20 protein-coding genes and 1 other RNA gene are annotated in these 17,578 nt (G+C 66.2%); 10 read left to right on the forward strand and 11 right to left on the reverse strand.

The genetic code is table 11. The annotated features are described in order from the left end of the window. Positions 1-144: 144 nt before the first annotated feature. A complete protein-coding gene (locus AC1DCU_RS07305; RefSeq protein ID WP_478013587.1) occupies positions 145-1,344 on the reverse strand; it encodes an MFS transporter in 1,200 nt (399 codons plus the stop codon). Positions 1,345-1,417: 73 nt separating this feature from the next. On the opposite strand from AC1DCU_RS07305, the gene AC1DCU_RS07310 reads away from it, so the two are divergent. Further along, complete coding sequence (locus AC1DCU_RS07310; RefSeq protein WP_032977641.1) at positions 1,418-2,215, forward strand: AraC family transcriptional regulator; 798 nt, start codon at positions 1,418-1,420, stop codon at positions 2,213-2,215. 99 nt (positions 2,216-2,314) lie between these two features. Here AC1DCU_RS07310 and dnaJ read toward each other — a convergent pair whose 3' ends face one another. The 4 genes from dnaJ to hrcA all read right to left on the reverse strand — a co-directional run bounded on the left by dnaJ (position 2,315) and on the right by hrcA (position 7,375). After that, positions 2,315-3,448 (reverse strand): molecular chaperone DnaJ, encoded by a 1,134-nt coding sequence (gene dnaJ, locus AC1DCU_RS07315; protein WP_025878872.1) that lies wholly within the window; start codon positions 3,446-3,448, stop codon positions 2,315-2,317. A 154-nt stretch (positions 3,449-3,602) separates the two neighbouring features. After that, on the reverse strand, positions 3,603-5,528 hold the full coding sequence (dnaK, locus tag AC1DCU_RS07320) for a molecular chaperone DnaK (protein ID WP_025878871.1): 1,926 nt from the start codon (positions 5,526-5,528) through the stop codon (positions 3,603-3,605). 203 nt (positions 5,529-5,731) lie between these two features. Beyond that, the gene (grpE, locus tag AC1DCU_RS07325; protein ID WP_025878870.1) at positions 5,732-6,247 is read right to left on the reverse strand and encodes a nucleotide exchange factor GrpE; all 516 of its coding nucleotides are present in this window, start codon (positions 6,245-6,247) and stop codon (positions 5,732-5,734) included. 63 nt (positions 6,248-6,310) lie between these two features. Then, the gene (gene hrcA / locus AC1DCU_RS07330) at positions 6,311-7,375 is read right to left on the reverse strand and encodes a heat-inducible transcriptional repressor HrcA (protein WP_025878869.1); all 1,065 of its coding nucleotides are present in this window, start codon (positions 7,373-7,375) and stop codon (positions 6,311-6,313) included. A 115-nt stretch (positions 7,376-7,490) separates the two neighbouring features. On the opposite strand from hrcA, the gene recN reads away from it, so the two are divergent. Next, entirely contained in the window at positions 7,491-9,152 is a 1,662-nt protein-coding gene (gene recN, locus AC1DCU_RS07335) for a DNA repair protein RecN (RefSeq protein WP_032977644.1), read from the forward strand. Between the two features lie 252 nt (positions 9,153-9,404). On the opposite strand, the gene AC1DCU_RS07340 is transcribed toward recN, so the two are convergent. Next, positions 9,405-10,322, reverse strand: a complete 918-nt coding sequence (locus tag AC1DCU_RS07340) for a LysR family transcriptional regulator (RefSeq protein WP_025878867.1) — start codon at positions 10,320-10,322, stop codon at positions 9,405-9,407. 97 nt (positions 10,323-10,419) lie between these two features. On the opposite strand from AC1DCU_RS07340, the gene AC1DCU_RS07345 reads away from it, so the two are divergent. After that, positions 10,420-11,670, forward strand: coding sequence for an SGNH/GDSL hydrolase family protein (locus AC1DCU_RS07345; protein WP_032977647.1), 1,251 nt, complete (start codon positions 10,420-10,422; stop codon positions 11,668-11,670). Between the two features lie 63 nt (positions 11,671-11,733). On the opposite strand, the gene fur is transcribed toward AC1DCU_RS07345, so the two are convergent. After that, a complete protein-coding gene (gene fur, locus AC1DCU_RS07350; protein ID WP_025878865.1) occupies positions 11,734-12,141 on the reverse strand; it encodes a ferric iron uptake transcriptional regulator in 408 nt (135 codons plus the stop codon). Between the two features lie 103 nt (positions 12,142-12,244). Here fur and AC1DCU_RS07355 point away from each other — a divergent pair, with 103 nt between their 5' ends. Further along, positions 12,245-12,640: an outer membrane protein assembly factor BamE gene (locus tag AC1DCU_RS07355; RefSeq protein WP_032977650.1), complete on the forward strand. Its 396-nt coding sequence runs from the start codon at positions 12,245-12,247 to the stop codon at positions 12,638-12,640. Positions 12,641-12,675: 35 nt separating this feature from the next. Here the strand turns inward: AC1DCU_RS07355 and AC1DCU_RS07360 are convergent, their stop codons facing one another. Together AC1DCU_RS07360 and AC1DCU_RS07365 are read right to left on the reverse strand one after the other, a co-directional pair. Next, on the reverse strand, positions 12,676-12,933 hold the full coding sequence (locus tag AC1DCU_RS07360; protein ID WP_032977653.1) for an RnfH family protein: 258 nt from the start codon (positions 12,931-12,933) through the stop codon (positions 12,676-12,678). A 3-nt stretch (positions 12,934-12,936) separates the two neighbouring features. Further along, positions 12,937-13,362, reverse strand: a complete 426-nt coding sequence (locus AC1DCU_RS07365; RefSeq protein WP_025878862.1) for a type II toxin-antitoxin system RatA family toxin — start codon at positions 13,360-13,362, stop codon at positions 12,937-12,939. Between the two features lie 57 nt (positions 13,363-13,419). On the opposite strand from AC1DCU_RS07365, the gene smpB reads away from it, so the two are divergent. Beyond that, the gene (smpB, locus tag AC1DCU_RS07370; RefSeq protein ID WP_025878861.1) at positions 13,420-13,923 is read left to right on the forward strand and encodes an SsrA-binding protein SmpB; all 504 of its coding nucleotides are present in this window, start codon (positions 13,420-13,422) and stop codon (positions 13,921-13,923) included. Continuing rightward, positions 13,923-14,351, forward strand: a complete 429-nt coding sequence (locus AC1DCU_RS07375; protein WP_032977656.1) for a GNAT family N-acetyltransferase — start codon at positions 13,923-13,925, stop codon at positions 14,349-14,351. Before smpB ends, AC1DCU_RS07375 begins: the two co-directional genes overlap by 1 nt. 82 nt (positions 14,352-14,433) lie before the next feature. Here AC1DCU_RS07375 and AC1DCU_RS07380 read toward each other — a convergent pair whose 3' ends face one another. Together AC1DCU_RS07380 and AC1DCU_RS07385 are read right to left on the reverse strand one after the other, a co-directional pair. Next, entirely contained in the window at positions 14,434-15,006 is a 573-nt protein-coding gene (locus AC1DCU_RS07380; protein ID WP_032977659.1) for a hypothetical protein, read from the reverse strand. Between the two features lie 141 nt (positions 15,007-15,147). Then, positions 15,148-15,579: a GNAT family N-acetyltransferase gene (locus AC1DCU_RS07385; protein WP_032977930.1), complete on the reverse strand. Its 432-nt coding sequence runs from the start codon at positions 15,577-15,579 to the stop codon at positions 15,148-15,150. A gap of 163 nt (positions 15,580-15,742) precedes the next feature. On the opposite strand from AC1DCU_RS07385, the gene ssrA reads away from it, so the two are divergent. From ssrA to AC1DCU_RS07405, 4 genes are all read left to right on the forward strand, one after another. Beyond that, positions 15,743-16,135, forward strand: a transfer-messenger RNA (tmRNA) gene (gene ssrA / locus AC1DCU_RS07390). 119 nt (positions 16,136-16,254) lie between these two features. Beyond that, a complete protein-coding gene (locus AC1DCU_RS07395; protein WP_051585128.1) occupies positions 16,255-16,608 on the forward strand; it encodes a TM2 domain-containing protein in 354 nt (117 codons plus the stop codon). Between the two features lie 24 nt (positions 16,609-16,632). Then, the gene (locus AC1DCU_RS07400) at positions 16,633-16,956 is read left to right on the forward strand and encodes a HEAT repeat domain-containing protein (RefSeq protein ID WP_032977815.1); all 324 of its coding nucleotides are present in this window, start codon (positions 16,633-16,635) and stop codon (positions 16,954-16,956) included. Between the two features lie 92 nt (positions 16,957-17,048). Further along, entirely contained in the window at positions 17,049-17,516 is a 468-nt protein-coding gene (locus tag AC1DCU_RS07405; protein ID WP_442251957.1) for a hypothetical protein, read from the forward strand. Positions 17,517-17,578 lie beyond the last annotated feature (62 nt).

The following is a 17,578-nucleotide window of genomic DNA, read 5'->3' on the forward strand; positions in this document are numbered from 1 at the left end:
GGCCAAGCCTCCAGGGATGGATTCACGGCGTCCCCCGCAACCGGACCCACCCCGCCATCCCACGAAATGCACGCTTTTGCCGTTGCCGTTGCCGTTGCTCTGGCATCTGCAGGTGCAGGGCGCAGCCCTGCCGAAGAACACCCCTCAGTGCGCAGCAGGCCTGGACGGCGGCAGCCAGGCCGCGACGATGCCCAGCAACGGCAGGAACGCGGTCAGCTGGTAGACGAATTCGATGCTGGTTTTGTCAGCCAGCAGACCGAGCACCGCTGCGCCGAGGCCGCCCATGCCGAAGGCAAAGCCAAAGAACAACCCGGACACCATGCCAATGCGGTGCGGCATCATTTCCTGCGCATAGACCACGATCGCGGAGAAGGCCGAAGACAGCACGAAGCCGATCAGCACCGCCAGCACCGTCGTCCACAGCAGGTCGGCATGCGGCAGCATCAGCGCGAACGGTGCCACGCCCAGGATCGAGGCCCAGATGATCGGCTTGCGACCGATACGATCGCCCAGCGGCCCGCCGAAGAATCCACCCGCGGCGGACGCCACGAGGAAGGCGAACAGATGCAGCTGCGCCTGCGCCACCGGAATGCCGAAATGATGCATCAGGTAGAAGGTGAAGTAGCTGCCGATGCTGGCCATGTAGAAGTACTTGCTGAAGATCAGCACCAGCAGGATGGCCAGCACCCGGGCGATCGTGCGCGGCAGATGGCGCGCGGCAGTCACACCATGCGCTGCTGGCCGGGGCGCGCCCAGATGCAGCGAGTACCAGCGACCGACATAGGTCAGCAGGGCAATGCCGATCAACGCTGCACCGGCAAACCACGATGCGGAATGCTGGCCATAGGGCACGATCACCGCTGCGGCGATCAGCGGCCCCAGCGCCGTGCCGAAGTTGCCTCCCACCTGGAATACCGACTGCGCCAGGCCATGACGGCCGCCGGAGGCGAGGCGTGCGATGCGCGAGGCTTCCGGATGGAAGATGGCCGAACCGATACCGACCAGCGCGGCGGCCAGCAGCACCATCCCGTAGTTGGGCGCAAAGCCGAGCAGCAGCATGCCGCACAAGGTCGAGGCCATGCCGATCGGCAGTGAGTACGGGGCCGGCCGGCGGTCGGTGGCAAGGCCGACCAGCGGCTGGAAGATCGAGGCGGTGAGCTGGTAGGTCAGCGTGATCAGGCCGATCTGGGTGAAGCTGAGATTGAAGCCGCCCTTGATCACCGGATAGATGGCCAGGATCAGCGACTGCATCATGTCGTTGACCATGTGCGAGCTGGAGATTGCCGCCAGCACTCCGGGCGATACGGGGCGGGCGGATACGGCGGGAGAAGCCAGAGTCGACATTGCGCACGGTCAGGATGGGGGCGAGCTGTGCATGCTACGGTGGGCATCCGCTCCCTTCTGCCGCGTTCTGGTCATGGCCTATCGCAAAAAGGACACCCTCTGCCCCATCCGCGAAACCGCGCCGTGGAACGAGGTGCCGGTGCATCGCCCGGTCACCTGCCGCGCACGCGACTACCGCGCCGGCACCCACATCGCGGCGCACAAGCACCGGCGGCACCAGCTGGTCTATTCCATGTCCGGGCTGATGGTGGTGCGCTCGGAGGTCGGCCGCTGGGTGGTGCCCTCCACCCGCGCCATCTGGATGCCGGCGGGCATGGCGCATGCGGTGGACTGCATCGCCGAGGTGCACATGCGCAGCCTGTATATCGAACCGTCATTCGCCCCGCAGCTGCCCGCCGAGCCCTTCGCCGTGCAGGTGGCCCCCCTGCTGCGCGAACTGCTGCAGGCAGCCATCCTGATCGACGGGCCGCATGAAGAAGACAGCCGCGATGGCCGCGTGGTGCGGCTGATGCTCGACGAACTGCGCCGCATGGACGTACTGCCGTTGCACCTGCCCGAGCCCGTCGACCCGCGCCTGCACAGGATCTGCCAGCACATCCAGAAACATCCCGGCGACGAGGCGACCCTGCAGGACTGGGCGCAGGCGTTGGCGATCGACGTGAAAACCATCCAGCGCCACTTCGCCAGCGAACTGGGCATGACCTTCGGCCAGTGGCGGCAGCAGGCGCGCCTGCTGGCCGCGATGGAACGGCTGGCCCGCGGCGAGAAGGTGATCGATGTTGCGCTGGCGATGGGCTATGACAGCCCCAGTGCGTTCACCAGCATGTTCAAGCGGCAGCTGGGGCAGACGCCGGCGGCATTTTTCCGTTGATCCGTTGCACCGCGTCCACACATGGCGCGGATCTGCTGCGCCGGAAACGAAAACGCCGGGCATGGCCCGGCGCTGTCGTTCAACATTTCCCTCAAGGGATCAGGACGTCATCCGATCCCAGAAGCCCTTGACGCCGTCGATGAAGGTCGCCGACTTCGGCGAATGCTTGCGCGCATCCTCGCCGTTGAAGGTGGCTTCAAACTGCTCCAGCAGCTTGCGCTGGTCGCTGGTGAGGTTGACCGGCGTCTCCACTACCACGCGGCAGTACAGGTCACCCTCGCTGCGGCTGCGCACCGAACGCACGCCCTTGCCGCGCAGGCGGAACAGCTTGCCGGTCTGGGTCTCGGCCGGGATACGGATTTCCGCTTCGCCACCGAGGGTGGCCACGCGCACGGTATCGCCCAGTGCGGCCTGCGAAATGCGGATCGGCACTTCGCAGTGCAGGTCGTCACCGTCGCGCTGGAAGATGTGGTGCTCGCGCACGCGCACTTCCACGTACAGATCGCCCGGTGGCGTCCCCGCAGGGCCGGCCTCGCCCTCACCCGCCAGGCGGATGCGGTCGCCGGTATCCACGCCCGCCGGCACCTTCACCGACAGCACCTTGTCTTCTTCGACACGGCCGTTGCCGTGGCAGGTCTTGCAGGGCTTGGCGATGATCTGGCCACGGCCACCACAGTTGTGGCAGGCCTGCTGCATGGCGAAGATGCCGCGCTGGATGCGCACCTGGCCACGACCATGGCAGACGTTGCAGGTCTCGACCTTGCCGTCTTCCGAGCCGCTGCCATCGCAGTCGCCGCATTCGGCCAGGGTCGGAATCTCGATGCGGCGCTCGACGCCACGCACCGCTTCTTCCAGGTCCAGCTCCATCACGTAACCGATGTCGGCGCCGCGACGCGCCTGGCGCGGGCCACCACCGCCGGCACCACCAAAGATGTTGCCGAAGATGTCGCCGAAAATATCGTTCATGTCCGGGCCGCCCGGACCACCGCCACCACCGCCCATGCCGTGTTCGAACGCGGCATGGCCATGGCTGTCGTACATGCGGCGCTTGTTGCCGTCGGACAGGACTTCGTAGGCTTCCTTGCACTCCTTGAAGGAGGCTTCGGCCGCCGCATCGCCCGGGTTGCGGTCCGGGTGGAACTTCATCGCGCAACGGCGGTAGGACTTCTTCAGTTCTTCGTCGGTGGCGGTGCGGGCAACGCCCAGCACTTCGTAGTAATCGCGCTTGCTCATATCGTGGATCGCATTCCGGAAAGTCGGGATTCGTCAAAGCGGAAGAGCGGAACCAGGTCCGCTCTTGCGTCGGGCGCCCCGACACGCCAGAGGGCGGTCAGGACCCTGGTACGACAACGGGACGCTGGCAACCAGCGTCCCGTGTCGGTCCGGATCAGGACTTCTTGTCGTCCTTGACTTCGGTGAACTCGGCGTCCACCACGTCATCCTGCGCCTTGCCCGCATTGCCGGCGTCGGCACCCGGGGCGGCACCGCCCTGGTCGGCCGAAGCCGCAGCGAACAGCGACTGGCCAGCTTCTTCCAGCACCTTCGACTTGGCTTCGATCTGCGCCTTGTCGTCACCCTTCATCGCGGTTTCCAGATCGGCCAGGGCCGCTTCCACCTTGCCGATCACTTCGCCACCAACCTTGCTGCCGTGCTCGGTGATCGCGCTGCGGGTGCCGTGGATCAGGGCATCGGCCTGGTTGCGGGCCTGCACCAGCTCCTGGAACTTCTTGTCTTCTTCGCGGTTGGCTTCCGCGTCGGCGACCATGCGTGCGATCTCTTCCTCGGACAGACCCGAACCGGCCTTGATCTCGACCTTCTGTTCCTTGTTGGTCTTCTTGTCCTTGGCCGACACGTGCAGGATGCCGTTGGCGTCGATGTCGAAGGACACTTCCACCTGCGGCAGGCCGCGCGGGGCCGGCTCGATGCCGGACAGGTCGAACTTGGCCAGCGACTTGTTGAAGCGGGCCTGTTCGCGCTCACCCTGCAGCACGTGCACGGTCACGGCCGACTGGTTGTCCTCGGCGGTGGAGAACACCTGCGAGGCCTTGGTCGGGATGGTGGTGTTCTTTTCGATGATCTTGGTGAACACACCGCCCATGGTTTCGATGCCCAGCGACAGCGGGGTCACGTCCAGCAGCAGCACATCCTTGACGTCGCCGCCCAGCACGCCGCCCTGGATCGCAGCACCCAGTGCCACGGCTTCGTCCGGGTTGACGTCCTTGCGCGGTTCCTTGCCGAAGAACTCGGTGACAGCCTGCTGCACCTTCGGCATGCGGGTCTGGCCGCCGACCAGGATCACTTCGCTGATGTCGCTCGAACGCAGGCCGGCGTCATTCAACGCAACGCGGCACGGCTCGATCGACTTCCTGATCAGCTCTTCCACCAGCGATTCCAGCTTGGCGCGGGTCAGCTTGATGTTCAGGTGCTTCGGACCCGACGCGTCAGCGGTGACGTACGGCAGGTTCACTTCGGTCTGCTGGGCGCTGGACAGTTCGATCTTGGCACGCTCGGCAGCATCCTTCAGGCGCTGCAGGGCCAGCGGATCCTTGCGCAGGTCGATGCCCTGGTCCTTGTTGAACTCTTCAACCAGGTACTCGATGACGCGGTTGTCGAAGTCTTCGCCACCCAGGAAGGTGTCGCCGTTGGTGGCCAGCACTTCGAACTGCTTCTCGCCGTCGACATTGGCGATCTCGATCACCGAGACGTCGAAGGTGCCGCCGCCCAGGTCGTAGACAACGATCTTGCGATCCTTGTTGTCGCCCTTGTCCAGGCCATAGGCCAGCGCGGCCGCGGTCGGCTCGTTGATGATGCGCTTGACGTCCAGGCCGGCGATGCGGCCAGCGTCCTTGGTTGCCTGGCGCTGGCTGTCGTTGAAGTAGGCCGGCACGGTGATGACCGCTTCGGTGACCTTCTCACCGAGGAAGTCCTCGGCGGTCTTCTTCATCTTCTCCAGCACCTTGGCCGAGATTTCCTGCGGTGCCATCTTCTTGGCATCGCTGGTGGCCACCCAGGCATCACCATTGTCATGGGCCAGGATGCTGTACGGGACGTGCGCGATGTCCTTCTGCACTTCGGCGTCGGTGAACTTGCGGCCGATCAGGCGCTTCACCGCGTAGAAGGTGTTCTTCGGGTTGGTCACGGCCTGGCGCTTGGCCGAGGCACCGACCAGGACTTCGCCGTCCTTGGTGTAGGCGACGATCGACGGGGTGGTGCGATCGCCTTCCGAATTTTCGATGACGCGGGCCTTGCCGCCGTCCATGATCGCCACGCACGAGTTGGTGGTGCCGAGGTCGATACCAATGATCTTGCCCATGGGGGAGACTCCTTGAAGGATGTTGTTTTTGTCAGTCCGGCCGTTCGGCCGGTGGATGAATGGGATGTGGGGGAGGCTCGTGGAACATTCAAGCCATCCCCCGAACGCTGTGTTTCCGTTCGCCCAACACGTTCAGCGTCGGTCGTGCCGATGCCCCGGTCGCGGCGGGAAAACCCGCGTCAGGCCAAGCCCGGCGCCCGCGGTCAATCGGCGGCAACCACCACCAGCGCCGGCCGCAACAGGCGCTCGTTGAGCAGGTAGCCCTTCTGGAACACGGTCACCACGCTGCCCGGGGCGGCGCCGGGGGCAGCGACCTGGCTGATCGCCTGGTGGTGTTCCGGGTTGAACGGCTGCCCGGTCGGGTCCAGCAGCACCAGGCCGTTGTCACCAGCGACCTTCAGCAGCTGCTTGTAGGTCAGCTCCAGGCCCTCGCGAAGCGGATGGGCATCGTCGCCGGCGGCCTTTAGGCCGGCATCGAGGCTGTCGAATACCGGCAGCAGTTCGCCCAGCAGCTTCTCGTTGGCGAACTTGCGCGCCTGTTCGATGTCGCGGGCCACGCGCTTGCGCTGGTTGTCGAGGTCGGCGCGCTCACGCAGCGCTTCGGCCTTGACCTGCTCCACTTCGGCACGGAGCTGTTCGATCTGTTCGTTGACGCCCTCGGCGGCAGCTGCGTCGGCGGCGGCCTGCTGGGCGGCGATGTCTGGCTGATCTTGATTCATGTCTGGGTCCCTGGCGGTCACTCTCCGCCTCCACCCACCCTAGTGTGGGCGGGATGCTGCGTTTCAAGCGTCCGATGCACCCGGAGTTCGCCCGCCCGGCGAAAAGGCCGCGCCGAGCACATCGGCGGTGGCCTGGACCAGCGGAATCATGCGGTCGTAGGCCATCCGCTTCGGCCCGATCACGCCCAGCACGCCCAGTACCTGGCCGTTGGCGGTGTACGGCGCGGTGACCAGCGAGACGCCCTGCAGGGGTACCACGCCGGTTTCCTCGCCGATGAAGATGCGCACGCCGGGGGCCTGGATGGTCCGCTCCAGCAGCTGCAGGATCTCGCGCTTGCTGGAAAACAGCTCGAACAGCTCGCGCAGGCGCTCCAGGTCGGACAGGTCCTGCACCCCCATCAGACGCGTCTGGCCGGCCACCAGCATGTCGTCGGCCGGCGGCTGCAAGGCCTGCTCGGCCAGCTCGACGCTGTGCGCCAGCACCTGTTCCAGCTCGGAACGGGCGTCGCGCAGCTCCAGCAGCAGGCGGGTACGGATCTCGGCCAGGGGCAGCCCGGCAAAGTGGGCATTGAGGTAATTGGCCACCTGCTCCAGCTGCCCCGGCGCGAAGTCCTGGCGGGTCTCGATCACCCGGTTCTGCACTTCATTGTCGGCAAACACCAGGATCGCCAGCACCCGGCGCCCGTCCAGCGCCACGAAATCGATCTGGCGGAAGGCGAACTGCTCGCGGCGCGGCGCGCTGACCACGCCAACGAAGTGGCTCATCGCCGACAGCAGCTCCGACGCACTGCCGAGCAGCGCCTGGGTACTGCCGCCTCCGGCCAGCTCCTGACGCAGTCGGGCCAGCTCCCCTTCGCCCGGCGGCTGCATCTGCAACAGGCTGTCGACGAACACCCGGTAGCCATGCGCGGTCGGAATCCGGCCCGCCGACGTATGCGGCGAGGCCAGCAGGCCCAGGTCTTCCAGGTCACCGAGGATGTTGCGGATGGTGGCCGGACTGACCTCCAGGCCGGCCACGCGCGCCAGCGTCTGCGAACCCACGGGCTCGCCATCCTGGATGTAGCGCGCGATCAGCGTGCGCAGCAGGTGCCGCGCGCGCGGGGCAAGTTGGTCGGGAGAACCGTGCATGAAATCAACCTGTGAGACAGGGACATTAGATAATGGCGACGCATCCCCTTGGCAAGTCATTGGACGACCCCGCCGCGCGTGCTAGCGTTGCGCGGCTGCAGACACCCCCTTACCCATGCTCAGACATCTTTCAATCAAGGATTTCGCCGTCGTCCGCGCCACCGAACTGGAGTTCGGGCCGGGCATGACCGTGGTTTCAGGCGAGACCGGCGCGGGCAAATCGCTGATGGTCGACGCCCTGGGCTTCCTGTCCGGCCTGCGCGCCGACAGCGGCGTGGTCCGCCATGGCGCGGCCCGGGCCGAACTGTCGGCCGAATTCGCGCTGGACCAGCTGCAGGCCGCCCGCCAGTGGCTGGCCAGCAATGAGCTGGACGATGAAGACCAATGCCAGCTGCGCCGCGTGATCCGCGCCGACGGCGGCTCGCGCTCGTGGATCAACGGCCGCCCGGTCACCCTGGCGCAGCTGGCCGACCTCGCCGGCCTGCTGGTGGAAATCCATGGCCAGCATGAGCAGCAGGCCCTGCTGACGCGCCCGTCGCAGCTGGCCCTGCTGGACGCCTATGCCCGCAACGAAAGCGAACGCCGCCAGGTGCGCCGCGCTGCCGCCACCTGGCAGGCGCTGGTCGATGAATCCCTCGCATTGTCGCAACAGGGCGACGTGAGTGACCGCATCGGCTTCCTCGAACATCAGCTGCGTGAACTGGACCGTGAGGATCTGGAGCCGGAGTCGATCACCGCGCTCGGCGCCAGCCATCGCCGTCAGGCGCATGCCAGCGCCCTGTTGGCCGCCTGCCAGGCAGCTTCGGACCAGCTCAACGGCGACGAAGGCCACTCGGCGCTGGACCTGCTGCAGCAGGTGCGGCATGAACTGGCCAGGGTGGCCGAACATGACCCGCGCCTGGGCGACGTCGATGCCCTGATCGACAGCGCCTCCATCCAGCTGCACGAGGCGCTGGCCCTGCTCGACCGGGTGCATGACGACCTGGACGCCGATCCGGACCAGTTCGAGGAGAACGAGCGCCGCCTCGGCCGCCTGCACGACCTGGCCCGCAAGCACCGCGTGCCGATGGATGAGCTGGGTGCGCAGCGTGAGCGCATGCACGCCGAAGTGGAACAGCTGCGCGGCGCCGACGAGCGCCTGCAGCGTCTGGCCGGCGAAATTGAGAAGGCCGCAGCGGCCTGGCGTGTCGAGGCTGCAGCACTGACCACCAGCCGTCGCACCGCTGCTGCCGAGCTGTCGGCCACCACCACCGGCATCATTGCCGAGCTGGGCATGGGCGGCGGCCAGTTCCTGATCGAGCTGGAGCCGCAGGACAACGGCAAGCCGGACCCGCAGGGCGCCGAGCGCGTCGAGTTCCTGGTGGCTGCCAATGCCGGCCAGCCACCGCGTGCGCTGCGCAAGGTCGCTTCCGGTGGCGAGCTGTCACGTATTTCGCTGGCCATCGAAGTGGCCGCGCTCGACCTGGATGCAGTGCCGACCATGGTGTTCGACGAAGTCGACTCCGGCATCGGTGGCGCGGTGGCCGATATCGTCGGCCAGAAGCTGCGCGCCCTCGGCGAAAAGCGCCAGGTGCTGTGCGTTACCCATCTGCCGCAGGTCGCCTCCAAGGGCCACGCCCATTACCGGGTCAGCAAGGCACCGGTGGAAGGCATGACCCAGAGCGCAGTGGAGAAGCTCGACGCAAAGGCCCGCGAGGAAGAGCTGGCGCGCATGCTGGGTGGAGTGGAAGTGAGCAAGGAAGCCCGCGCCGCCGCGCGCAAGCTGCTGCAGGTGTAGGTCCCTGCACGCCTGTTGGCGCGCGTGAATCGGGGGCATTCATCCACGCATGGCGTGGATCTACTGCAGGCCTGACGCCTGGTAGTGCCGGCCGCTGGCCGGCAACCCAACGCACGTGGACGAGGACCTGGTAGTGCCGGCCGCTGGCCGGCAACCCGACGCACGCGGACGAAGACCTGGTAGTGCCGGCCGCTGGCCGGCAACCCGACGCACGCGGACGAAGGTCATGACGCTGCCGGYCAGCGGCCGGCACTACCCCCGCGGCTGCGTCAGATCGACGTTCTCCACCAGGAAATCAAGGAACGCGCGCACCCGCAGCGGCAGGTAGCCCCCCTGGCCCAGGAACACCGCGTGCACCTCTTCCAGGTCGCCCGGGTTGGCGTCCTCCAGCACCGGCAGCAACCGGCCTGCCGCAATATCGGCCTGCACCTGGAACGCCGCCAGCCGGGCCAGGCCCAGCCCACCCAGCACCAGCTGACGCAGCGCGTCGCCATTGCTGGCGCGCGCATTCCCGCTCGGAAGCACCCGCTGCTGCTGGCCATCCTGAAGCAGCGGCCAGCCCTGCACCGACCGTGCATGGCCGATATCCAACCGGTTGTGCGCCAGCAGCGCATCGGCATTGGCCGGCAGTCCGTGTCGTGCCGCATAGGCCGGTGCCGCCACGATCATCATCCGCGTTGCACCCAGCCGGCGCGCGACCAGGCTGGAACTCTTCAACGGACCGGCCCGCACCGCCACGTCCGTGCGCTGCTCCAGCAGATCGATCACCTCGTCGGTCAGGGTCAGGTCCACACCGACCTGCGGATGGCGCTGCAGGAATTCCGGCAGCAGCGGCAGCAGGAAATGCTGGCCGAACGGCACGTTGGCATTGACCCGCAGCCGCCCGCGCGGCTCGGCGTGGGCGCTGGCACAGCGTTCGGCCTCTTCCAGATCGGCCAGCACCCGCAGGCCGCGCTCATAGAACGCGCAGCCCTCCGGGGTCAGCTGCAACTGGCGGGTGGAGCGCTGCAGCAGACGCGTGCCCAGCCGTTGTTCCAGCCGCGCAACCAGCTTGCTGACCGCCGACGGTGTCATCTCCAGGCTGCGGGCGGCGGCGGAAAAGCCGCCGGTTTCGATCACCCGTACGAACACTTCCAGTTCGCCGGATCGGTTGATGTCGGTGCGTGCCATGCCAATGAATTCGATTCACAGATGATTGTCCATGCGCAGTCTAGGTCACAGATGACCCTGGACGCACCATGGTCGTCCCTCCCACCGGGTCATCCCGATGAATCGCCTGAGCCAACTGACCGCCACCGCCCTGCTTGTCCTGTCCGGCGCCGCCGCCGCGTCACCTGCCCCGCACTGGGTGGCCAGCTGGCAAGCCAGCCCGCAGCCGGTGTGGGGCAGCGATTTCCTGTTTCCTACCCTCATTCCCGGCCAACTGCAGGACCAGACCTTTCGCCAGAGCGCTCGCATCAGTCTGGGCGGGTCCCGCCTGCGGATCCGCCTGAGCAATGCCTACGGCACCCAACCTTTGCGGATCGGCGCTGCCAGCATCGCCGCCCATACCGGGGACACGCCGCAGCCGCTGCGCTTCGACGGCCAGCCCGGGGTCGTGATTGCGCCCGGGCAGGACCGCCTGAGCGATCCGCTCCCCCTTCCCACCGCTGATCGGCAGGCGGTGCAGGTCAGCGTTTACCTGCCCGACCGCACGCCGCTGCAGACCTTCCATTGGGAAGGGCGGCAGACCAGTTGGATTGCGCCGGGCGACCAGCATCAACGGCCCGCGCTGCGGGACGCCAGCAGCACCACGGCCCGCCTGCTCCTGTCGGCTATCGAAATCGAGGCCCCGGCCATCGCGCGCAGCGTGGTGGTGATCGGCGATTCAATCACCGATGGCGCCACCGCCAGCCTCGACCAGGACCAGCGCTGGACCGATCACCTCGCCGCGCGGCTGGCACCAGAAGGTGTAGCGGTGGTCAATGCCGGCATATCCGGCGGTCGCCTGCTGCACGATGGCATGGGCGAATCGGCCCGCAAGCGTTTCCAGCGTGACGTGCTCGACCAGCCCGGTGTCGCCAGTGTGATCGTGCTGATCGGCATCAACGACATCAGCTGGCCGGGCACGGCCTTTGCCCGCGCGCAGGCCCGGCCCAGCCTGGCCGAGCTGCAGGCCGGCTACCGCGACCTGGCCCAGCGCGCCCATGCCCGCGGCCTGCGCATCCTCGGCGCGACCCTGACCCCGTTTGCCGGCGCCCTGCCCGGCACCCCGTTGGACGACTACTACGCCGCGGACAAGGACGCCCTGCGCCAGCGGCTCAACGCCTGGCTGCGCACGGACAGCCCGTTCGACGCGGTGATCGACCTCGACGCGGCCCTTCGCGATCCGGCCGATCCCTCACGGATGGCGGCTGCCTACGACTCCGGCGACCACCTGCACCCGGGCGATGCAGGGAACCGGGCGATGGCCGAGGCGGTGGATCTGGACGTCCTGATGGGGCCATCCACGCATGGCGTGGATCTACCGCGACGCTGAGGCCAGACAAACAAAAACCCCGGGCATGCCCGGGGTTTCGTCGCAATCAACTGGCTGCGCGGCTTACTTGCGCTTCTTGCGCACGTACAGCACCAGCGAGTGTTCCTCCAGCTCGTAGCCATGATCGGCAGCGATCTTGCGCTGCAGGTCTTCGATCTCAGTGCTTTCGAACTCGATGATCTTGCCGCTGTCCACATCGACCATGTGGTCGTGGTGGCCGCCGCGGTCGAGTTCGTAGACGGCCTGGCCGCCTTCGAAATTGTGCTTGAGCACGAGGCCGGCGGCCTCGAACTGGGTCAGCACCCGGTACACCGTGGCCAGGCCGATCTCGTCGCCATGCTCCAGCAGCTGGCGGTAGATGTCTTCGGCGGTCATGTGGTGCTGGGCATTGCGCTGCTCGAGCAGCGCCAGGATCCGCATCCGCGGATGGGTCACCTTCAGGCCGACTTTACGCAGGTCGTGGGTTTCCATAGGTCTCCGTTCATTGGCGATTTAGCGCCAGCTGCCTCGGATTGGGTCGCGGTGGCACGCCGGGAGTGTATCATCGGATTGATTTCCCCAACCGCCAGTCCCGATGCGCAATCTCCTGTTGGTCGCCGCCGTCGCCTTGTCCACCACCGGGTGCGGCATCATCTACAAGCAACCCATCTACCAGGGCAACCTGATCCGGGAAGATGCCGTTGCCAAACTGCAGGTCGGGCAGAGCAAGCAGCAGGTCACTGCCCTGCTGGGCACCCCGTCGGTGCCGGATCCGTTCCACGCCCAGCGTTGGGACTACACCTCGACCGAGCGCGTGAACCGCCTGGGCCGTACCGACGTGAAGAATTTCGTCGTGTACTTCGAAAATGATGTGGTCACCCGCTGGGAAGGCGATTACTTCCCGGCCAACGACAAGGCCCTTGCCCAGCAGACCGTGCGCCAGTTCGGCCGCAATCTGCCGAAGGACAAGAAGAAGAAGGGCGGCCGCTGAGCCACCCTGCCCGTCCTCCGGACGGGCCTTGGAGATCAACCGCCGCGCGCGCGTCGCCGGCGGTTGTCCTTCGGGTCGGCCTGCAGGCCACGCAGCAGCTCCACACGATCACCATCCAGCAGCACCTGATGCGGCTGCGCCAGTACGCCATGCACGGCGGCGGCAGGACAGTCGGCACTGCCTTCGAGCCGGGCCGCTGCCACGGCATCAGCCACGGTCGCCCCCTCCTCCAGCTGCAGCCGGCGCGACAGCACCTGGTGTGGCCAGGCCAGCACGACCTCGACCTCGATCATCGTTCAGCCCTCGTCGGCGACGCGGACGAAATCGTTGACCATGCGATCGGCCAATCCCTGGAAGCCGATGGCCAGCGCCGGACCCAGCAGGCGTGAACTCGGCTCGAAGTCCAGGGTGAGGGTGACCTTGCAGGCATCTTCCGCCAGGGCGTGGAATTCCCAGCGGCCGTGCAGTTGCTTGAACGGCCCCTCGCGCAGCTGCATGTCGATGCTGTGCGGGCGTTGCAGGGTGTTTTCGGTCTGGAACCAGGTGCTGAACGAACCCAAGCCCAGGTCCAGGCGAGCGACCAGCCGGTCTTCGCCCTGCTCGAGGATGCGGGCGTCGGAGCACCAGCGGAAGCGGCGCGGATAGGCCTGGACGTCGTTGACCAGATCGAACATGCGCGCGGCCGAATGTTCGACCAGGGCACTGCGGCGGATAGTAGGCATGAATACAGGACGCTTCGGCAATCGACCGGGCGGGCCCGAATCGGAGACAATACGGAAATGAGCAAGAACACCGGCAAGGATAAAGCAAAGAGCGCGACGGCCAACAAGACCATCGCGTTGAACAAGCGTGCCCGTCACGAGTACCACATCGAAGACCGCTTCGAAGCCGGCCTGGCCCTGCAGGGCTGGGAAGTGAAGTCGATCCGCGCTGGCCGCGGCAACATCGTCGACGCCTACGCCTATGTGAAGGACGGCGAGATCTTCCTGATCGGCGCGCAGATCACCCCGCTGATCCAGGCCTCCACCCACGTGGTGGCCAACGACCGGCGCGAGCGCAAGCTGCTGCTGCACCGGAGCGAGATCGACAAGCTGGTTGGCAAGGTCGAGCGTGATGGCTACACGATCGTGCCCACCGCCATGTACTGGAGCAAGAACAAGATCAAGCTGGAAGTGGCGCTGGCCAAGGGCAAGCAGACCCACGACAAGCGCGATGCCGCCAAGGATCGTGACTGGGCGATCGAGAAGCAGCGGGTAATGCGTCGCGGCAACCGCGACGCCTGATGGAGCGCGCCGACGCTCCTGCGGCGGCCAATGCTGAAGACGCGCGCGAGCTGTGCGCGCGGTTGTCTGCGTTCAACCGCGCCAGCAGCGGTTTCGACTTCGAAGACGTGCCGGTCCGGCTGGCCTGGCGCGATGAACAAGGTGAACTGCGGGGCGGACTGCTTGCCGATGTCTGCGCAGGCTGGCTGCAGGTGCATGTCCTGTGGGTCGACCCGGAACTTCGCGGGCGTGGCATCGGCCAGCGCCTGTTGGCGGATGCCGAGACCCAGGCCCGTGACGCTGGTGCGTGCGGGGTGATGCTCGACACCTTCGACTGGCAGGCCGAACACTTCTACCTGCGACAGGGCTATGAAGTGTTCGGGCGGCTCCCCGATTGCCCGCCGGGCCACGAGCGGATCTATCTGCGCAAGGTGCTGCCAGGCCTTTAGCCCACGGCCCCTCCGTCGGCTTTCGAAGGACTGCGCCAGACTGCCCAAGCGCGGGGCGTCGCCCACCGTTTCGGGCAACGACTCAACCCGCCAGCATGCCCTGCCCGCGCAGACGCGGTGACAGCGCCGCGTGCATCACTGCCAGGTGCATCACCACCGACAGCTCAGGAGCATGGCGATCATCACCGGCACGCCACTGCTGTGCCAGCCGCGCCGCATCGACGGGCAGCAGGGCCAGCAACTGGGCGTCGTCCAGCGCGTCGGCGGAGGCCTGCAGCTGCCGCGCCAGTTGCCGCGACTGCCACACGTGCACGCCAATGCTCAGGCTGGCCAGCGACATGAGGGTCAGGGCCAGGCCATGCTCGAACCACTGTGACAGCACATCCGGACCCCACAGGAGTGCGGCCAGTACCGCCAGGGCCGGCAGCCGCCAGCCCAGCCAATGGAAGCGGCCACGCCGAGGCCAATGCACCACCACCGCACTGGCGATCAGCGCGGCTGCAGCCGTGGCCGGCAACTCGGTTACCCAGGTTGCAGCCAACAACACCGCCAGCACCGCCCAGACCCAGCCGGGCGGCAGTGCCCGCCGCTGGTAATCGGCCCCTACCGGGCCAACCAGCTGACGCAGGCTGCGCTGTTGCATTGCTTCGGTCACCGGCCGTCTCCGTATCTGTTCTGGCTGGAATGGTCGTAGCCAGTGTGTCGCAAATTCGTGCCCACGACGTTAGCAATCCGCTATGACGGACGCTCTACAACATGTTGCGGATTGGCGTGGCGACCGGCCGACGCCTGCCATTCACGCCGCGCGGAGATCCTTGCTGAGGAACACGCGACTGGTCCCCGGCGGATCGCACGGGACCTGGCCGAATACGGTCCAGCCATGCTTCACATAGAAGTCCGGCGCCTGGAAGCTGATGGTGTAGAGCACGGCGGAACGGCAGCCGCGCCGGCGTGCTTCCTCTTCGGCAGCGGCAAGCATCTGCGACCCCAGGCCATTACCCCGGTTTGCGGGCGGCAGGTAGAACAGGTCGATGAACAACAGGCCCAGCGAGGTGCGCCCGCTCAAGCCACCCACCACTTCGCCGCTGGCCGGATCGGTGGCCAGCACGGCCAAGGTGCGTCGATCGGCATGGCCGGCCGCCTGCAGATTGAACTGATCCAGGCCATCGGCAATCAGCTCCAGTGCTTGCGGGCTGGGGGCGTCGGTCACGGCGATTTCGAGCTGCATGCGGTCCATTCCCTGGGCGACTAACGGAACCGCCGATGCTAGCAAGCGACCTGCGGAAGCGGGTGACTGTTCAGGTTTTTTGGCGTAGCATGCGCAGCGTTGGGCAGGCACTGACCGTGGCGACACGGAACAGGCCTCGTACCTTGCAGAACTTGAAGAAACCGGGGGTGCATTGGTTTCGACGGGGGTTGTGAAGTCGCCTGGCGCATGCCGAGGGGGTAGCTTTCCTCGTAAATCCAGCTGCAAAACTCTAGTTGCCAACGACGACAACTACGCTCCGGTCGCTCTCGCAGCCTAAAAACTGCGGTGCGTGACCTTCTGCCGACTTAGGCGGAGCCTCGAAACTGCTTGTGTCCATGCTCGCAGCGTAGAGTCATTATCATGGAATCGCGCTGGGCGGCTGCCTGTCAGTCCGGCACAAGAACACAACAGGCTGGTTCCCGGGTGCGCTTTGCACACCGTGCTGCTCGGGGATGAGATTCAACGGTGAGCTAAGCATGTAGTGCTGGGGATGGAGTGCCTTCGGACGGCGGTTCAATTCCGCCCACCTCCACCATTTGTACCGCCCTTCGGGGCACGAAAAGCCAGATCTCCCGTCGATTGGGGTCTGGCTTTTTTGTTGGCCGCATCAGGTCCAGAACCGCTGCCTCGACAAGGAGAAGCACCGTGGCGTTGATGAACAGCTCCGAATGCAACTGCAAGGCACGCAGCGATACGGCGATCTGCCCGACCTGCGATGCAGCTGCCCCACCGGCCACTCAGCAGCCAATCGACGCTGTCTATGCGGCACCGGTATCGCAATCCGCGCCTATCGCCAGGAACCGTGCCATCTACATCCTGCTCGCCTTGTTCCTGGGCATTTTCGGCGTGCACAACTTCTATGCTGGTTACCACGGACGCGCGGTCTGCCAACTACTGATCACGCTGTTGTTGGGCTGGCTCTTGATCGGCGTGCTGTTCACCGGCCTATGGGCACTGGTGGAAATGATCACAGTGGAAACCGACGACTCTGGCGTGCAGATGGTGTAATCCCTGGCTACGGGAGGGGCTGCCATGGATCTCGACAGAATCGACGTTGTCTCCTGGCTCGACCAGATCCTGGATCATGATCCGGCAACCTTCGAAGACGCCTATTGGGGTCTTCGCCCGGCCGTGGCCATTGCGGTGCCGCATCTGCTTGCCCGGCTGCCGGCCGTGGATGATGGTTACTCGCGCGGAAAGCTGCTGGAACTGCTCGGCGAATCAGGCGACAGCACGGTCAGCCCGACCCTGCGGGCTGAGCTGCAGCATCCGTTGGAAGAGGTCCGCCAGTGGGCGCAACTGGCCTTGGATGCCCTTGATCGGGGAATCCCTTGGCAGCCCAGCGAGGGGGCCTAGCCGACAACGCTGCCCTGCCCCACACTTCAGCCTGTCTTCCCGGACTTGGTGCCGGCGCCTCCGCTGCTCCGCGACATACAGAAGGATCTGCAATGAACAAGCCGCTTATCGCCCTGATGCTGGGCCTGCCCTTGACAACCGCCGCTGTTGCCGCACCTCCGGCAACCAGCACCACCGCGCTGGAAACTCTGCTGGCCTGCAAGGCGGGTTCCGATTTCACTGAAGCGCAGGTGGAGCAGGCATTCCATGCCGCCGGCCTGAGCCGCGACCCCGGCAGCGTGTTCGAGCCCAAGGGCAAGCCGGTGGCGCTGTTCGGAGGCACCGTAGCCAGCGCGGATGTGAGCATTTCCAAGCCCTACAAGAGCCTGCATGTGTATCTGCAGGGCGTCGATCACCAGCGTTTGGCCCGATCCTGGGGAGTGACGACGGTCAACGACGCGACCGAGACCGAAGCGCCTTCCTACCTCAAGAAGATTGATGCCACGCACACGCTGCATGTGGCTGCCGGTGACGACTACGAAGGTTATTCGGCTGCGGTGACCTGCCTGATCGAAGGATGATCTGCGGGGAGACCGGCTGACAGGCGGGGTTCGCCGGGCACGGTCCGACGCTGCCGCAGGCC

The sequence above is a fragment of the Stenotrophomonas sp. 10L48 genome (assembly GCF_056395105.1).

What these genes read in the sequence shown, in the direction of transcription:
- AC1DCU_RS07305 (WP_478013587.1), bottom strand. Translation starts at nt 1,344, where the DNA reads ATGTCGACTCTGGCTTCTCCCGCCGTATCCGCCCGCCCCGTATCGCCC.
- AC1DCU_RS07310 (WP_032977641.1), top strand. Translation starts at nt 1,418, where the DNA reads ATGGCCTATCGCAAAAAGGACACCCTCTGCCCCATCCGCGAAACCGCG.
- dnaJ (WP_025878872.1), bottom strand. Translation starts at nt 3,448, where the DNA reads ATGAGCAAGCGCGATTACTACGAAGTGCTGGGCGTTGCCCGCACCGCC.
- dnaK (WP_025878871.1), bottom strand. Translation starts at nt 5,528, where the DNA reads ATGGGCAAGATCATTGGTATCGACCTCGGCACCACCAACTCGTGCGTG.
- grpE (WP_025878870.1), bottom strand. Translation starts at nt 6,247, where the DNA reads ATGAATCAAGATCAGCCAGACATCGCCGCCCAGCAGGCCGCCGCCGAC.
- hrcA (WP_025878869.1), bottom strand. Translation starts at nt 7,375, where the DNA reads ATGCACGGTTCTCCCGACCAACTTGCCCCGCGCGCGCGGCACCTGCTG.
- recN (WP_032977644.1), top strand. Translation starts at nt 7,491, where the DNA reads ATGCTCAGACATCTTTCAATCAAGGATTTCGCCGTCGTCCGCGCCACC.
- AC1DCU_RS07340 (WP_025878867.1), bottom strand. Translation starts at nt 10,322, where the DNA reads ATGGCACGCACCGACATCAACCGATCCGGCGAACTGGAAGTGTTCGTA.
- AC1DCU_RS07345 (WP_032977647.1), top strand. Translation starts at nt 10,420, where the DNA reads ATGAATCGCCTGAGCCAACTGACCGCCACCGCCCTGCTTGTCCTGTCC.
- fur (WP_025878865.1), bottom strand. Translation starts at nt 12,141, where the DNA reads ATGGAAACCCACGACCTGCGTAAAGTCGGCCTGAAGGTGACCCATCCG.
- AC1DCU_RS07355 (WP_032977650.1), top strand. Translation starts at nt 12,245, where the DNA reads ATGCGCAATCTCCTGTTGGTCGCCGCCGTCGCCTTGTCCACCACCGGG.
- AC1DCU_RS07360 (WP_032977653.1), bottom strand. Translation starts at nt 12,933, where the DNA reads ATGATCGAGGTCGAGGTCGTGCTGGCCTGGCCACACCAGGTGCTGTCG.
- AC1DCU_RS07365 (WP_025878862.1), bottom strand. Translation starts at nt 13,362, where the DNA reads ATGCCTACTATCCGCCGCAGTGCCCTGGTCGAACATTCGGCCGCGCGC.
- smpB (WP_025878861.1), top strand. Translation starts at nt 13,420, where the DNA reads ATGAGCAAGAACACCGGCAAGGATAAAGCAAAGAGCGCGACGGCCAAC.
- AC1DCU_RS07375 (WP_032977656.1), top strand. Translation starts at nt 13,923, where the DNA reads ATGGAGCGCGCCGACGCTCCTGCGGCGGCCAATGCTGAAGACGCGCGC.
- AC1DCU_RS07385 (WP_032977930.1), bottom strand. Translation starts at nt 15,579, where the DNA reads ATGCAGCTCGAAATCGCCGTGACCGACGCCCCCAGCCCGCAAGCACTG.
- AC1DCU_RS07395 (WP_051585128.1), top strand. Translation starts at nt 16,255, where the DNA reads ATGAACAGCTCCGAATGCAACTGCAAGGCACGCAGCGATACGGCGATC.
- AC1DCU_RS07400 (WP_032977815.1), top strand. Translation starts at nt 16,633, where the DNA reads ATGGATCTCGACAGAATCGACGTTGTCTCCTGGCTCGACCAGATCCTG.
- AC1DCU_RS07405 (WP_442251957.1), top strand. Translation starts at nt 17,049, where the DNA reads ATGAACAAGCCGCTTATCGCCCTGATGCTGGGCCTGCCCTTGACAACC.